Source organism: Shinella sp. (assembly GCF_049651085.1).
Lineage (GTDB): Bacteria > Pseudomonadota > Alphaproteobacteria > Rhizobiales > Rhizobiaceae > Shinella.
The window spans coordinates 16,868-32,380 of sequence record NZ_JBASBL010000014.1 but is presented as its reverse complement, the minus strand read 5'-3'; the positions used below and the strand labels follow the sequence as shown (position 1 = coordinate 32,380).

Genomic DNA, 15,513 nt, shown 5'->3' with positions numbered 1-15,513 from the left:
ATGCAGCGTCTCTTCAAGAACCGCGAACTCCTGCTGGCGCTGATCATCCTTGGAATGATCGCCGGCTTTGCGACGCGCGCGACCGGCTTTGCCGCCCCCGGCAACCTCGCCAACATCTTCAACGACACGTCGATCCTGATCATCCTGGCGCTTGGCCAGATGACGGTGATCCTGACGAAATCGATCGACCTTTCGGTCGCCGCGAACCTTGCCTTCACCGGCATGGCCGTCGCCATGCTGGATGCGGCCTTTCCCGGCCTGCCGCTGGCGCTGCTGATCGTGCTCGCCATCGGCATCGGCGCGACGCTCGGGGCGATCAACGGCTTCCTCGTCTGGCTGTTGCAGATCCCGCCTATCGTCGTGACGCTCGGCACGCTCACCATCTATCGCGGCATGGCTTTCGTGCTGTCCGGCGGCAGCTGGGTGAACGCCCACCAGATGACGCCCGACTTCCTAAACCTGCCGCGCCTGCCGGTGCTCGGCCTGCCGATCCTCTCCTGGGTTGCCATCGCCATCGTGCTGATGATGTGGTTCGTGCTGACCCGCACGCCCTTCGGCCGCTCGACCTATGCCTCCGGCGGCAACCCGACGGCGGCCGTCTATGCCGGCATCGATGTCGGCCGCGCGCGCTTCCTCGCCTTCGTGCTATCCGGCGCGCTGGCCGGCCTTTCCGGCTATCTCTGGGTATCGCGCTACGCGGTCGCCTATGTCGACATCGCCGCCGGTTTCGAACTGGACAGCGTCGCAGCCACCGTTATCGGCGGGGTGTCCATTGCCGGCGGCATCGGCACGGTGATCGGCACCGTGCTCGGCGCGCTCTTCCTCGGCGTCATCAAGAATGCGCTGCCGGTCATCGGCATATCGCCCTTCGCACAGATGGCGATTTCCGGCGTGGTCATCGTCCTTGCCGTGGTGTTCAACGCCCGCGCCGAGAAGAAGAAGGGCCGTATCATCCTGCGCGACCGCGCCGCCAAGGAGACGCTGGCATGAGCACCGCTACGACCGGCGAGACGACAACCCGCCGCCAGATCCCCGACCGGCTCGGCACGCCGGTGAAGCGGCTTCTCGCGAGGTGGGAGGTGCTGCTGTTCTGCGTCGCCGTGGTCATCTTCATCGCCAATTCGCTCGCCTCCCCCTACTTCCTCGATGCGTGGAACCTTTCGGACGCGACGTTCAACTTCACCGAGAAGGCGATGATCGCCTTCGCCATGGCGCTCCTGATCATCGCCGGCGAGATCGACCTGTCGGTCGCAGCGATCATCGCGCTTGCCTCGACCGCCATGGGCGCGGCGGTGCAGATGGGTGTCGGCACGCCCGGCCTCGTTCTGATCGGTATCGGCACCGGCCTTGCCTGCGGCGCGTTCAACGGCCTGCTCGTCGCCGGCCTGAAGCTGCCGTCGATCGTCGTCACCATCGGCACGATGAGCCTGTTCCGCGGCATCTCCTACATCGTGCTCGGCGATCAGGCCTATGGCAAATATCCAGCCGACTTCGCCTATTTCGGCCAGGGCTACGTCTTCTGGGTCTTCTCCTTCGAATTCGTGCTGTTCCTCGTCATGGCCTTCATTTTCGGCGTGCTGCTGCACCGGACGAATTTTGGCCGCCAGGTCTATGTCATCGGCAACAATGCCATGGCCGCCCGCTTCTCCGGCATCCCGGTTGACCGGGTGAAGTTCATCCTGTTCCTGCTGACGGGCTTGATGAGCGGCATTGCCGCCGTCTGCCTGACCTCCCGCCTCGGCTCCACCCGTCCTTCCATCGCGCAAGGGTGGGAGCTGGAGATCGTGACCATGGTCGTGCTCGGCGGCGTCTCGATTCTCGGCGGGGCGGGCACCATTGCCGGCGTCGTCATCGCCGCCTTCGTCATGGGCCTCGTCACCTTCGGCCTCGGCCTGCTCAACGTGCCGGGCATCGTCATGTCCATCTTCATCGGCCTGCTGCTGATCGTCACCATCGCGCTGCCGATCATCGCACGCCGGATCAAGCATGCGAGGAAAGCCTGATGCGCACGCTGGAAAGACACGCCTTCAAGATGAAGCTCCACCCCGGCATGGAGGCGGAATACAGGAAGCGCCACGACGAAATCTGGCCCGAGCTGGTCGCCCTGCTGCATGAGGCGGGCGCTTCCGACTATTCGATCCATCTCGACCCGGAAACCGGCATTCTCTTCGGCATCCTGACCCGGCCGAAGGACCACACGATGGCCTCGCTGCCGGAGCATCCGGTGATGAGGCGCTGGTGGGCGCATATGGCGGATATCATGGAGACGAACCCGGACAATTCTCCCGTCCAGAGCAACCTCGTACCCGTCTTCCACATGCCATGACCGCCTACTCCCGCATCGCCGTTCTCGACATCGGCAAGACCAATGCCAAGGTGGTCGTCCTCGACGCCGCGACGGGCGCCGAGATCGCCGTCGCCCGCATGGCCAATACCGTGCTCAAGGACGGACCCTACCCGCACTACGACGTGGAAGCGCTCTGGGTCTTCACACTCGATGCCTTCAGGCGCTTTGTGCGGGAACCCGGCTTCGACGCCATCTCCATCACGACGCACGGCGCATCGGCCGCCCTGCTCGATGCCGATGGCAGGCTCGCGCTGCCCGTCCTCGACTACGAGCACGACTATCCGCAGGCGATCCGCGACGCCTATGACGCCCTTCGCCCCGCCTTCGGCGAGACCCGTTCACCGCGCCTGTCGATGGGCCTCAATGTCGGCGCGCAGTTGCACTACCAGAGGACCGCCTTTCCGGAAGATTTCGCCGGAGTGGCGCGCATCGTCGCCTATCCGCAATACTGGGCGGCGCGGCTGACGGGCGTTGCGGCAAACGAAGTCACGTCCCTCGGCTGCCACACCGATCTATGGAACCCGCAGGAAGGGGACTATTCCTCGCTGGTCGATGCGCTCGCCATCCGCCCGCTCATGGCACCGATCCGTTCGGCCTTCGATGCGCTGGGCCCTGTCCTGCCGGAGATTGCCGCGACAATCGGCACCTCGGTTCCGGTCTATTGCGGCATCCATGATTCCAACGCCTCGCTGCTGCCGCATCTGGTGGCGCGCAAAGCCCCCTTCGCGGTCGTCTCGACCGGCACATGGGTGATCAATTTCGCGGTCGGCGGCGATCTGGACCATCTCGATCCGCAGCGCGACGCGCTTGCCAATGTCGATGCCTATGGCCGCGCCGTGCCCTCCTCCCGCTTCATGGGCGGGCGGGAATTCGAGATCCTGTCGGCGGAAATCGGCACGGTAGCACAGGAGGACAGTCGCGCGGCGCTGCCTGCCGTCCTTGCGAAAAGGCTCATGCTTACGCCGAATGTCGCGCCAGGCTCCGGCCCCTTCCCCGGCAGTGAACGGCAATGGGTGAACGCGGAAGGCTCTAGCGCCGCCGAGCGCCATGCCGCGGCCTGCCTCTATCTCGCGCTGATGAACGAGGCCTGTCTGGGCCTGATCGGCGCCAGGGGACCGACGATCGTCGAAGGCCCATTTGCGACGAACGCCCTCTATCTCAATGTGCTCGCCGCGTTGACGCAGCGCCCGGTCATCGCCGTTGCGGGTTCGACGGGGACCAGCCAAGGCGCGTCGCTTCTCACCGGCATCAAGCCGGTTTCAGCACCGGAAACGCGGGTCGAACCACCGGCCATTCCCGGACTGGACGCCTACCGCGCGGAATGGCTTGAGGCCGTCAATCCGCGCTGAGCGCCACGGCCGGCTGTAGGTGCGAGGCGTTGCGCGCCGGCAGATAGCCGAAGACGAGGCCGGTCAGGAACGAGCAGGCGAAGGCGAGCGCGACGGGGCCGAGGGTGAAACTGACCGGCATGCCAAAGGCCTGGGCGATCCCCCCGACCGAAAGCCCCAGCACCACGCCGATGGCGCCGCCGATGGCCGAGACGACAAGCGCCTCGATCAGGAACTGCAGCAGGATATCCCGCCGCCGCGCGCCCGTCGCCATGCGCACGCCGATCTCGCGGGTGCGCTCGCGCACGCTCACCAGCATGATATTCATCACCCCGATGCCGCCGACCAGAAGCGAGATGGCGGCAACCGAACCGAGGAAGAGCTTCATCGTGTTCGAGGTCTCGGTGAAGGCCTCGCGCACCGAGGACATGTTGGTGATCTGCGTATCCTGCGCCTTGTGCCGCTCGTCGAGCAGCGACTGGATGGCGTCCTGCGTCAGGTCGATGGCGGATGCATCCTGCACCTGAACGGTGATGGTGCGCACATTGCGCTGGCCGAAGAGCCGCATGCTGCCGGTCGAAAGCGGCACGAGCATCACATCGTCCTGGTCGTTGCCGCCGGCGCTGGCGCCCATCTCGGCCATCACGCCGATCACCTGGAAGGGGATCTTGTTGACCAGCACATATTGGCCGAGCGGATTGCCGCCATCGGGAAACAGCGTCTTGGCCACCGTCTGGCCGAGCACGGTCACCGGCGCATAGGTGTCCATGTCGTCGGCGTTGATGAACTCGCCCGAGCCGACTGCCCAGGATTTTGCCCGCGGGAAGGCCGGCACCGTGCCGTTGGCCGTCGTCTGGTAGTCGATATTGCCGTAGCGCACCGTGACGGAACTTGTCATTTCCGGCACGGCGAAGGCGACGTTCGGCAGTTCGAGGATCGCATCGGCATCCGCCGGAATGAGCGTCACCGGCGCGCTGCCGCCGCCGCGGAAATTCGCCATGCTGGGCCGCACCAGAAGCAGATCCGAGCCCATGGCGGAAATGCGGTCGAGCACGGAATTCTGCGCGCCCGTGCCGATCGCCAGCATCGCCACCACGGAGCCGACGCCGATGACGATGCCGAGCAGCGTCAGGACGGTGCGGAAGAGATTGGCGTGCAGCGCCCGGAAGGCCATCTTGATCGCTTCGGAAATGTCGGCGAGCGCCGCCGAGCCTTCCTTCACCGCCGCCTGCAGGCCGGCCGCCGCCTCCGAGGACGGGCGGGCCTTGCGGGAGCGATCGGCGATGATGCGGCCGTCGCGGATCTCGATCAGCCGGTCGGCGGCTTCCGCCACCTCGTGCGAATGCGTGATGAGGATGATCGTATGGCCGTCCTCATGCATCCGGCGCAGGAGCGCCATCACTTCCTCGCCGCTCTGGCTGTCCAGCGCGCCGGTCGGCTCGTCGGCGAGGATGACGCGGCCGCCGTTCATCAGCGCCCGGGCAATGGAGACGCGCTGCTGCTGGCCGCCGGAAAGCTGGTTCGGACGGTGGTCGAGACGGTCACCGAGTTTCAGCGAGCCGAGCAGCATTTCCGCCCGCTCCTGCCGGTCGCGCGCCGGAAGGCCGGCATAGATCGCCGGCACCTCGACATTTTCGCGGGCGCTGGCGGTCGGGATGAGATTGTAGCTCTGGAAGACGAAGCCGAAGGTGCGCCGGCGCAGCGCCGCAAGATCGTCGCTCTCGAAATCGGCGACCGGCTCGCCGTCGATCAGGTAGTCGCCCGATGTCGGCTGGTCGAGACAGCCGAGAATGTTCATCAGCGTCGACTTGCCGGAACCGGACTGGCCGATGATGGCGACGAATTCCCCCGCCTCGATATCGAGCGAGACGCCATGCAGCACCTCGACGGCGAAGTCGCCGTTGTAGAAGGTCTTGGTGACGTCCCTGAGCGAGATGAGCGGCGTCATGGTCGCCCTCAGAACATCGACGGCATACGCATGCCGCGCCGGGAATTCCTGTTGCCGTCCGCCGGATTGCCGCCGGCGGTGACGACGATCTGGTCGCCTTCCGCAAGCCCGCTCTTCACCTCGACGCTGACGCGGTTGCGGACGCCCGTCTCGACCGCCCGCACCTCGCGCGCGCCCGACGCAGCAACCACCGTCACCTCCGCCGCCGGCTTGCCGCCGCCTTCAGGCCGCTTCATCGAAACCGCGCCGGCCGGCACGACAAGCACGTCGCGCGCCGCCGCCTGCACGAAGAAGACCTGTGCGCTCATCGACGTCATCAGCTCGCCCTCCGGGTTCGGCACGTCGAACAGTGCATTGTAGAGCACGACATTGTTCTCGACCGTCGGCGTCGGCTCGATCTGGCGGAGCTTGCCGTTGAAACGCTTGCCGGGCTGGCCGAGCAGCGTGAAGTAGGCCTCCATCCCCGCCTTGAGGCGGCCGACATCGGCCTCGGAAACCTCGGCGCGCACGGTCATGGTCGAAAGGTCGGCGATGGTGACGATGGTCGGCGCGGTCTGGGCGGCGTTGAGCGTCTGGCCTTCCTTCACCGGGCTTGCAACGATGGTTCCGGCCATGGGCGCGTAGATCTTGGTGTAGCCGAGATCGACCTCGTCGCCGGCAAGCGTCGCCTGTTGCTTGCGGATCTGTGCCTCGGTGGCGTTGACGTCCGCCTCCGCCCCGGCAAGGTCGGCGACCGCCTGGTCGAGCGCCTGCTGGGCGGCGGCATTGCCGGCCACGAGATTGCGCTGGCGGGCGATGCTCGCCTGCCTGAAGGTAAGCTGCGCCTTCTTGGATTCGAGAAGCGCCTGAAGATTGGCAAGTTCCGCCCGGTTGATCTCGATGCGGTTCTCGATGGTGGCGGGATCGATCTCTGCGAGAAGCTGGTCCTTTGTCACCGTATCGCCGATGGCGACGTGCAAGGCCTTGAGCTGGCCGGAGACCTGCGCGCCGGCATCGACGGACTTCACCGCCTCCAGCGTGCCGACGGCCGTCACCGCATTCTCGATGTCGCCGCGCACGACCGCCTGCGTGATGACCGCCGCCGTCGTCTCGGCCGGTGCATAGGCGCGCCAGCCAAAATAGCCGGCGCCGGCGAGGATGGCGATGACCGGCAACCATATCCAGGCACGCGAGCGTCGCTTGCGGCGGGCGGGCGGCACGGTACCGGGCATGAAGGTGACATTCGCGCGGCTCGCCTCTTCGGCGGGCTTTTCATCCATTTTCGGTCGTGCGGTCTTGGTCATCGGCGTTCCACAGGTCGAGGCCGTGCCTCTCGCGTCTCTTTCACTGACATGTGACACCGGAAGGGCCTGAGGAGAACCCCTTGGGATCATTATATTTCTGTAATGTTCGGTGCCTCCGGCCGGACCATGGCGCCGCGCCGGCAAGCCTCGCTCAAGAATCTCAGCCTACTAAATTAGAATAAGGAGAGAGAGGAAAATGGCGCAATCCTGGGGCAAGATCATCACGATCGAGATCGACGACACGTCACATGCGTGTATGCACGTCCAGTCGACCGAGGACGCGGCCCGCTACCTGCTCGAACACTGGACGGGGCAGAGAACATCGTTTTACCGCATCGCCGTCCAGTCATGCGCCAAGGCGCTGAAAGGCGAGATAAGCGATTGCGCCGCCTATCTCTGCTTCATGACGGCGGTGCGCGAAGCGCAACTAGCGCTCGTGACGGCGCGCTGCCATGCCGAGGCCGATCTGTTCGAGGCCGGCATTGAGCAGGCCCTGGCCGAGAGCGTGCTGCACGACACCCCTCCAATTTCGCATGGGCGCTTCTGGTGGCCGTCCTAGCGCTCGCGACCGGCGCGCATTGCCGAGGCGGAGAGCCGGCGCAGGTCTTCGACCTCTTCGCTCGAGAGCGGGCGAACCGCACCCTTTTCCAGATCGCCCAGCAGCAGGTTGCCGATGGCGACACGCACCAGACGCAGGCAGGCGATATCCATCACCTCCAGCATGCGACGGATGTGGCGGTTCTTCCCCTCGTCCAGCACCACCTCGATCCATGAATTCCGGTCGCCTTTGCGGACGGTCCGCACGCGCCGTGCGCGGAGCAATTCGCCGTCATGCTGCACGCCCTTCACCATGGCGGCCAGCATTTGCTGATCGGCGAGCCGGTCCATCTGGACGTGATAGGTCTTGGCCACATGGGTCTCGGGGTCGAGCAGTGTCTGGGCGAATTCCGTGTCGTTGGTGAAGAGAAGCAGCCCCTCGCTCGCCTTGTCGAGGCGGCCGACCGGCGACAGATGCGCATGGTCGAGATGCTTGAGGCAATCGAAGACCATCGGGCGGCCTTCCGGGTCGTGCCGCGTGGTGACGAGGCCGCGTGGCTTGTTCAGCATCAGGTAGACGCGTTTTTCCGCCGCGACGCGCTTGCCGTCTACCGCGATAACCGCGCTCGCAAGATCGACCCAGGTTTCCAGATCGGTGGTGATGCTGCCCTCGACGGCGACGCGTCCGGCACGAACGAGTTCTTCCGCTTGCGTGCGGGAACAGAAACCGAGCTTGGAGAGCGCGCGCGCCAGCGTCACCCGCTTGCCGCCGGCGGGCGCGGCCGCCTTGCGGCCGGCTGTCGGTTTGAGCGGTTTTCGGCTGCTCTTCATGTCGTTTCCCCAGTTGACCCAAAGGCCCTTGACATTTTAAAGCCGAGATCGTCCAGCTAAAATTCCTCAAACGCGAGACGCCATTGACCCAAGGCGATATTACAAGCGAACTCGTCACGTTGCGCGACTATTGGCGCTACGCGATCTCCCGCTTCAACGCAGCCGACCTCAGCTACGGCCACGGCACGACGACGGCCGGCGACGATGCTGCGTTTCTCCTGCTCGATTCGCTCGACCTGCCGATCGATGCCCTTGATCCATTTCTCGACGCCCGCCTGCTGCCGGCAGAGCGCCGGCTCATCACCGAGCGGATCGAGGCCCGCGTTTCCACCCGCAAGCCTTCCGCCTACCTGACGGGCCGCGCCTATATCCAGGGCGTGCGGTTCCATGTGGACGAGCGGGCGATCGTGCCGCGCTCGCATATCGGCGAAATCCTGTTCAGCGAATATCTCGGCGAGAACGGCTCGTCCTTCCTGCCCGATCCGTTGTCGGTCGAAAGCGCCGCGGATATCTGCACCGGCTCCGGCTGCCTTGCGGTTCTTGCCGCAAAATTCTTCCCCAATGCCGAGGTGGATGCGGTGGATCTCTCCGCCGATGCGCTGGAGGTTGCCAAGCTCAACGTCGCAGAGCACGACGTCGCAAATCAGGTCACCCTCTACGAAGGCGACCTGTTCGCCCCACTCGCGGGCAAGACCTATGACCTGATCATCACCAACCCGCCCTATGTCGACAGCGAGGCGCTCGATGGCTATCCGCCGGAATTCCGCGCCGAACCGGTCATGGCCCATGACGGCGGCGAGGACGGGCTCGATCTCGTCCGCAGGCTCCTCATCGAAGCCCCGAACCATCTCAACCCGGACGGCGGGATGATCTGCGAAATCGGCTCGGGTCGCGAAATCCTCGAAGAGGAATTTCCCCATCTCGATTTCGTCTGGCTGGAAACGGCCGAATCCCAGGAGGCGGTCTTCTGGATCTCCGCCGAGGCGCTCGGCGTGGTTTGACGCGACGCCCATAGGCTCGAATGCAAGAAGCCCCCGGTTTGCGCCGGGGGCTTCTTCGTCTGTGGTCCGCCTTAGAACAAAGCGGCCGTCTTCTGCAGCGTAACCCATACGCCCCAGACGATCGGAATGCCGACGACCGCCCAGGCGAGCGCCGCCTTGCCGTCAAGGCTGCCCTTGCCGATGCCGAAGGAGCCGGTCGGGCCGACATCCGCGGCCGCGCTCTTTGCCTGAAGCGCGGCGACTTCTTCCGGCTTCATGTACCACTTCTCCGAAAGCGGGCGGACCAGCGCATTGGCGATGAGGCCGAGCGCCAGCATGCCGGCAAGGATATACATGGTGAAGTCGTAGACCTGTTCGCGCGGGATACCGGCGGCAATCTGGAACTCGCGGATATAGTTCACCACGACCGGGCCGATGATGCCGGCCGTCGCCCAGGCGGTCAGCAGCCGGCCGTGGATTGCGCCCACGAACTGCGTGCCGAAGATATCCGCCAGATAGGCCGGGATCGTCGCAAAGCCCCCGCCATACATCGACAGGATGATGCAGAAGATGCCGACGAACAGCACCTGGCTACCCATATGCGCCGCCGTCGGGGCAAGCGCATAGAGCACGATGCCGAGAATGAAGAACGTATAGTAGGTGTTCTTGCGGCCCAGCCTGTCGGAGAGCGAGGCCCAGAAGAAGCGCCCGCCGATGTTGAACAGCGAAAGCAGGCCGGCGAAACCGGCGGCAATCGCAGCGATCGCCGCCTTCTGCTCGGCCGCCAGCTGGGTGAAGGACAGCTCCGGTTGGCCGATAAGGCGTCCACCGAAGATTTCCTGCAGCATGGGCGAGGCCATGCCGATCACGCCGATGCCGGCCGAAACGTTGAGGCAGAGCACGGCCCAGATCAGCCAGAACTGCCGGGTCTTGTGGGCATCGCGCAGATGGACGTGGTGCGCGGTGATCATCGCCGACTTGGTGTTTGCCGGCGGCGTCCAGCCTTCCGGACGCCAGCCGGCCGGCGGAATGCGGTAGCCGAAGGCGCCCCCCATCATGAAGACGAAATAGATCGCCGCCATGACGAAGAAGGTCTGCCAGACACCGACGGCATCCGGTCCCTTGAAGGTGTTCATCAGCATGTCGGCAAGCGGTGCACCGATCATCGCGCCGCCGCCAAAGCCCATGATCGCCATGCCGGTCGCCATGCCGCGCCGGTCGGGGAACCATTTGATGAGGGTCGAGACCGGCGAGATATAACCGAGGCCGAGGCCGACACCGCCGATGACGCCGGCACCGAGCCACATCAGCCAGAGCTGATGGCTCATGACGCCGAGCGCGGCAACGGCAATACCACCGCACCAACAGACCGCCGAGACGACGCCGGCCTTGCGCGGGCCGGCCCGCTCGAGCCAGCCGCCCCAGATGGCGGCCGAGGAGCCCAGCAGGACGAAGAACAGCGTGTAGATCCAGCCGAGATCCGAGACGCGCCAGTTACAGCTCGTGGTGAAAAGCGCAGAGACGAGCGACATGTCGGCGCAGGCGGCCGGCTGCTCCCCGCCGAGCGCGTTGGACAGCGGCAGCCAGAACACGCTGAAGCCGTAGGCCATGCCGATACACAGATGGATGGCAAGCGCTGCCGGCGGAACGAGCCAGCGGTTGAAACCGGGTTTCGCGATGATGCGCTCCCGATCGAGGATACTGCCGGAATACGTTCCGGCATAGGTCTCGGTTGATACGGTCATTGAATCTCCTCCGCAGCGCACCCCTCGGATGCGAAGACTTTCGTTGCGCGGGAGACAGGTGAAATCTGCCGTTCGGCGTTCTGGAACTCCACATCCTCCATGCAGACATCCGGCACCGGCCTCCCGGCGCTATCTTTGCAAGACGCGTGCCAGGAAGGACTTCCTTTGAAATCAGTGACTTGCATGAAGGGTGGCGAGCCGAACGGACAGATTGTCCGTTTCGGCCGGACAAAATGTCCGCTCAGGCGGCTTCCGGCAGCCAGATGGTGAAGACCGCGCCCTTGCCGCGCTGGCTGGTTGCCGAGATCGCCCCGCCCTGCCGCTTCACCAATGTCTGGCTGATCGACAGGCCGAGGCCGGTCCCCTCCTGCCGCTTCGTCGTGAAGAACGGGTCGAAGACCTTTGCCGCCACCTCGGGGTCCATGCCGACTCCCGTATCGCTGACCACGATCTCGACGCCCGGCCGCTCGCCCCGATCGCTGTCGCAGATCCCGATGCTCAGGATGCCACCGTCCGGCATGGCATGGATGGCGTTGACGATGAGGTTGACGATGACCTGCTGAAGCTCGGTACGGTTTATCAGCACGAGGCGCTCGGCCGTGTTTTCCAGCCGCACCTCGATTGCAGCCCTGGCGAGGAGGTGCTGGACAAGCGGCATGCAATCGGCCACCGCCACGCCCGGCGCATGGCTGTCGACGAAGCCCGCGAATTCCTCGGGCTTGGCGAATTGCAGGAGCTTGGTGACGATCTGGCTGATGCGCTGGATCTGCTCGTCGAGAAGCTGGAACTCGACCTTCGCAAGTTCCGCCCGGTCCCCCACCACGGACCGCACGACCTCCAGATTGCCCTGCATGACGGCGATCGGGTTGTTGATCTCATGCGCGACGCCGGCGGTGATCTCGCCGATGGCCGCGAGCTTCTCCGACAGGATGAGCTGCTTGGTCGTGGCCTCCAGCTGCCGGTTGGCGAGCTGCAGTTCGCGGGTGCGCTCGTCGACGCGGGCGTTCAGCTCCTCGTTCCAGCGGCGAAGCTCCTGGTCGTTCTGTTCGAGCTTGTTCAGGAGGTCGTCGAGATGCACGGCGACGCGGCCGATCTCGTCCTGGCTGTCGACGGGGCCGGTACGCGCCGACAGATCGCCGCTCTCGACTTTCGCAATGGTCGCATCGACCCGCTCCAGCGGCTTGAAGATACCGCGCGCCCAGCGCAGGAAGATCGGCACGCTGGCCGCAGCAATGGCGAAGAAGGCGGCGACGATGGTGAGCACCGTCTGGTATTTCGCGGCGGTGAACGGCGCTTCGAGGAAGCCGACATAGAGCATGCCGACATGCTTGCCGTGGCTGTCAGTGATCGGTTCATAGGCGGAAATGTACCAGTCGTTGACGACGAAGGCGCTGTCGAGCCAGGTGCGCCCCTCGCCAAGCACAGCCGAGCGCACGGCGGCGGAAACCCGCGTCCCGAGCGCGCGCCGCCCCTCGAAGAGACGGACATTCGTGCTGATGCGCACGTCGTCGAGGAACAGCGTCGCCGTGCCCTGGCTTCCCTCCGGCAGGCTCGCCTCGCGATAGACGAGGTCGTTGATCGTATCGATGAAGACGAGGTTCTGGTTGAGCAGGATGCCGCCGACGAGCACGCCCGCCCGCCCCTCGCCGAGCGTGACGGGGCTTGCACTCTGCACCACCATGCCGCGCGTTTCGTTCGCCCGCTCGGTGGGCACGGCATTGGGCGTCGGCACAAGCGGCAGGGTCGCGCGGGCGGCAAGGTTCGGCGAGAGACTTGCGAGGTCTTCATTGTCGAAGATGTCGATCCCCGTCGCCTGCCTGCCGGCAAGCGCGTCGCGAATGACCGGCCAGTCGGTGCGAAGCGATGCGGCGGTTCCCGTCGTCACGGAAACGACGAGGCGGCCATCCGGCTCGATGACATAGAGGAAATCAAGTTCGAGCCGCGCACGGGCCCCGTCGAGAAGGGTCTTGAGGGCAACCGCATCGTCGGCGGCGTCGCGGAATCGCACCGATCCGCCAAGGGCGGTGACCTGTTCGCCGGTATTGTCGAGAATATGGGCAAGATACTGGTGCGCGATCGTCAGGTCGCCGTTCACCTTGGAGATCAGCGTCGCGTCGAATTTCTCGTTCCAGCGATAGATCGTGACGCCAAGCAGCAGCGGCAGGATCACCAGCATCGGCAGGAGCGCGATGGCGAGCAGACGGTAGCGCACGGAACGCGCCGGCCGGATGGCGCCGCTATGGCTGCCGTCAAGCATCCCAGGCAGCCAGCTTGCGGTCGATGGTCTTGCGGGAAATGCCGAGCTGGCGGGCCGCCTCGTCGCGCTGGCCGTTGCAGGCGGCAAGCACGGAAAGGATATGGCGCCGCTCGACCTCCGCCAGCGAACCGCCCTCCCCGCCGGCGGACGCGGTGGCGCCAGGTCCGAAACCATCCGGAAAACGGCCAAGGATCAGCGTGCGCTCGATGAGATTGCGCAGTTCGCGCACATTGCCGGGCCAGTCATAGGCTGACAGCGCACGCCGTGTCGCCGAATCGATCGGCACCGCAGGCATGGCGAGCTGAGCGGAAAGCTTCTTCATGAAGAGCGTTGCAAGCTCCACCGCGTCGCCTTCCCGCTCCTTCAGCGGCGGCAGGTGGATCTGCATGACATTGATGCGGAAGAAGAGATCCGCGCGGAAACGCCCGGCCTGCACTTCCTTTTCCAGTTCCGCGTTTGTGGCGAAGATGAAACGTAGGTCCACCGGCACCTCGCGCTCCGAGCCGACCGGACGGACCTTGCGATCCTCCAGCACGCGCAGCAGCTTGCTTTGCGTGGCCGGCGGCATTTCGCTGATCTCGTCGAGGAAGAGCGTGCCGCCCTGTGCATGCAGGAACAGGCCCTCGCGGGCGCGTTCGGCACCCGTGAAGGCGCCCTTCAGATGACCGAACAGTTCGCTCTCGATCATATCCGCCGGGATCGCGCCGCAATTGACCGGAACGAAGGGCTTTGCCTCGCGGTCGGAGAGCGTGTGCAGCGAGCGCGCCGCCACTTCCTTGCCTGTGCCGGACTGGCCGGTGAGCAGGACCGACGTCGGCAGCGGCGCGACGCGGGCGATCGTCTCGCGCACCTGCGCGATGGCGGAGGATTCGCCGATCAGCCGGTCGCGCAGCAGGATATGGTCCGACGTCGCCTTCAGCTCGTAGCGCAGCACATAGTTCTCGCGTTGCAGGCGGATGCGGTCGAGGCAGCGCGCCACGGCATTGAGCAACTGGTTGGAGCGGAAGGGCTTCAGGACGAAATCGACCGCCCCGGCCCGCAGCGCCTGGATGGCGGTTTCGAGATCGGCATAGGCGGTCATCAGGATTGCATCGGCGAAGAAACCGATGGCGCGCTGTTCGGCGAGCCATTCCACGCCGTTCTTCCTCGGCATGATGTTGTCGAGGATCACCACGTCGAAATGATACTGGTCGAGCTTGCGGGAGGCTTCCTCGGTATCGGCTGCAAGTTCCAGCCGGTTGCAGCGCGGCCCCAGCGTGCGCATCAGGAAGTTGCGCATGCCCGGCTCGTCATCGACGACAAGGATGGAGGCCTGTGCCAGCCACGGGCCGAATTCCGGATCGGCAGACGTATCGCGCATGGCGCGCGCGGCTTCAGTCGGCACCTCGTCTCCTTCCGACGGTCAGACATATCAACGCCACCATAGGAAGCCGTTCCCGATAGCACAAGCCGCCCAGGACCTACCTAGCCCGTCCGCGGCCTCCCGCCCCGGCGCAAGTCGAAATAGGAGGCGGCGAAGGGCCCGAAATAGCCGAGCAGGCGAAGCGCGAGACCGAAATGGATTTCCCGCCGGCCCCTGTCCATGCCGGCAAGGATCGCCCTTGCCACGATTGCGGTCTCTTGCGGCCTGACGCGCCCGATCATCGCCTGGGCCTCAGGCGGACGGAGCGGCAGTTCGCGTTCGAGCTGCGGCGTCAGCGTATCGGGCGGAAAGCAGATCGAGACGGAAATGCCGGCGGACGCCATCTCCGCCCGCAAGGCGGCGGCAAGGCCGCGCAGGGCGAATTTCGAGGCGCAATAGGCGCTGTAGCCCGGAATGCCGATCAGGCCGGCGCCCGACGAGACGATCATCACGCTGCCGCCCTTCCCGCGCATGCCCGGCAGGACCGCCCGCACGCTGTTGGAGACACCCGTCAGGTTGACGGATATCTGGCGGTCGAAGGCGGCAGCGTCCTGTTCGAGAAAGCGGGCAGGCTCGACAATGCCGGCGGATGCAACGAGCGCGCCGATGACGCCGAAGCGGGATGTCGCCTTTTCGGCGGCGCGGGAGACGGCCTCTCCGTCGGCCACGTCGGCAGGTACGATGAAAATCCGCCCGGCGCGGGCTTCCTCGCCGCGAGAAAGTGTCCGCGCGGCCTCGGCAAGTCGTTCCGCATCCCTTGCGACCAGCGAGACCCGGTCGCCGCGCTCGAGCAGCAGGTCGGCAACGGCAAGTCCTATGCCGCTCGACCCGCCGGTCACGAGCACATGCCGCACG

13 protein-coding genes are annotated in these 15,513 nt (G+C 65.4%); 6 read left to right on the top strand and 7 right to left on the bottom strand.

Annotation, left to right across the window (positions count from 1 at the left end; genetic code table 11):
- The 4 genes from WA950_RS08110 to WA950_RS08095 are packed head-to-tail and all read left to right on the top strand — an operon-like array spanning position 1 to position 3,696.
- Positions 1–990, top strand: coding sequence for an ABC transporter permease (locus tag WA950_RS08110; protein ID WP_424551195.1), 990 nt, complete (start codon positions 1–3; stop codon positions 988–990).
- Positions 987–2,003, top strand: a complete 1,017-nt coding sequence (locus WA950_RS08105) for an ABC transporter permease (protein WP_424551194.1) — start codon at positions 987–989, stop codon at positions 2,001–2,003. Before WA950_RS08110 ends, WA950_RS08105 begins: the two co-directional genes overlap by 4 nt.
- Positions 2,003–2,326, top strand: a complete 324-nt coding sequence (gene rhaM / locus WA950_RS08100; protein ID WP_424551193.1) for an L-rhamnose mutarotase — start codon at positions 2,003–2,005, stop codon at positions 2,324–2,326. The genes WA950_RS08105 and rhaM overlap by 1 nt, the downstream gene beginning before the upstream one ends.
- Entirely contained in the window at positions 2,323–3,696 is a 1,374-nt protein-coding gene (locus WA950_RS08095; protein ID WP_424551192.1) for an FGGY-family carbohydrate kinase, read from the top strand. Before rhaM ends, WA950_RS08095 begins: the two co-directional genes overlap by 4 nt.
- Here WA950_RS08095 and WA950_RS08090 read toward each other — a convergent pair.
- Together WA950_RS08090 and WA950_RS08085 are read right to left on the bottom strand one after the other, a co-directional pair.
- Complete coding sequence (locus WA950_RS08090; RefSeq protein ID WP_424551191.1) at positions 3,683–5,623, bottom strand: MacB family efflux pump subunit; 1,941 nt, start codon at positions 5,621–5,623, stop codon at positions 3,683–3,685. The two genes, WA950_RS08095 and WA950_RS08090, sit on opposite strands and share 14 nt — an antisense overlap.
- 8 nt (positions 5,624–5,631) lie before the next feature.
- Complete coding sequence (locus tag WA950_RS08085) at positions 5,632–6,906, bottom strand: efflux RND transporter periplasmic adaptor subunit (protein ID WP_424551190.1); 1,275 nt, start codon at positions 6,904–6,906, stop codon at positions 5,632–5,634.
- A gap of 196 nt (positions 6,907–7,102) precedes the next feature.
- Here WA950_RS08085 and WA950_RS08080 point away from each other — a divergent pair, with 196 nt between their 5' ends.
- Positions 7,103–7,465: a DUF982 domain-containing protein gene (locus WA950_RS08080; RefSeq protein ID WP_424551189.1), complete on the top strand. Its 363-nt coding sequence runs from the start codon at positions 7,103–7,105 to the stop codon at positions 7,463–7,465.
- Here WA950_RS08080 and WA950_RS08075 read toward each other — a convergent pair.
- The gene (locus WA950_RS08075; protein WP_424551188.1) at positions 7,462–8,274 is read right to left on the bottom strand and encodes a pseudouridine synthase; all 813 of its coding nucleotides are present in this window, start codon (positions 8,272–8,274) and stop codon (positions 7,462–7,464) included. The genes WA950_RS08080 and WA950_RS08075 overlap by 4 nt on opposite strands.
- An 83-nt stretch (positions 8,275–8,357) precedes the next feature.
- Between WA950_RS08075 and prmB the strand changes: the two genes are divergently transcribed.
- The gene (prmB, locus tag WA950_RS08070) at positions 8,358–9,275 is read left to right on the top strand and encodes a 50S ribosomal protein L3 N(5)-glutamine methyltransferase (RefSeq protein WP_424551187.1); all 918 of its coding nucleotides are present in this window, start codon (positions 8,358–8,360) and stop codon (positions 9,273–9,275) included.
- Between the two features lie 71 nt (positions 9,276–9,346).
- Here prmB and WA950_RS08065 read toward each other — a convergent pair whose 3' ends face one another.
- The 4 genes from WA950_RS08065 to WA950_RS08050 form a co-directional block, all read right to left on the bottom strand.
- Entirely contained in the window at positions 9,347–10,999 is a 1,653-nt protein-coding gene (locus WA950_RS08065; RefSeq protein WP_424551186.1) for an OFA family MFS transporter, read from the bottom strand.
- A gap of 241 nt (positions 11,000–11,240) precedes the next feature.
- Positions 11,241–13,256, bottom strand: coding sequence for a sensor histidine kinase (locus WA950_RS08060; protein ID WP_424551185.1), 2,016 nt, complete (start codon positions 13,254–13,256; stop codon positions 11,241–11,243).
- Positions 13,249–14,616 (bottom strand): sigma-54-dependent transcriptional regulator, encoded by a 1,368-nt coding sequence (locus tag WA950_RS08055; RefSeq protein ID WP_424551310.1) that lies wholly within the window; start codon positions 14,614–14,616, stop codon positions 13,249–13,251. The genes WA950_RS08060 and WA950_RS08055 overlap by 8 nt, the downstream gene beginning before the upstream one ends.
- 104 nt (positions 14,617–14,720) lie before the next feature.
- Entirely contained in the window at positions 14,721–15,512 is a 792-nt protein-coding gene (locus WA950_RS08050; RefSeq protein ID WP_424551184.1) for an SDR family oxidoreductase, read from the bottom strand.
- Between the last annotated feature and the right edge of the window lies 1 nt (position 15,513).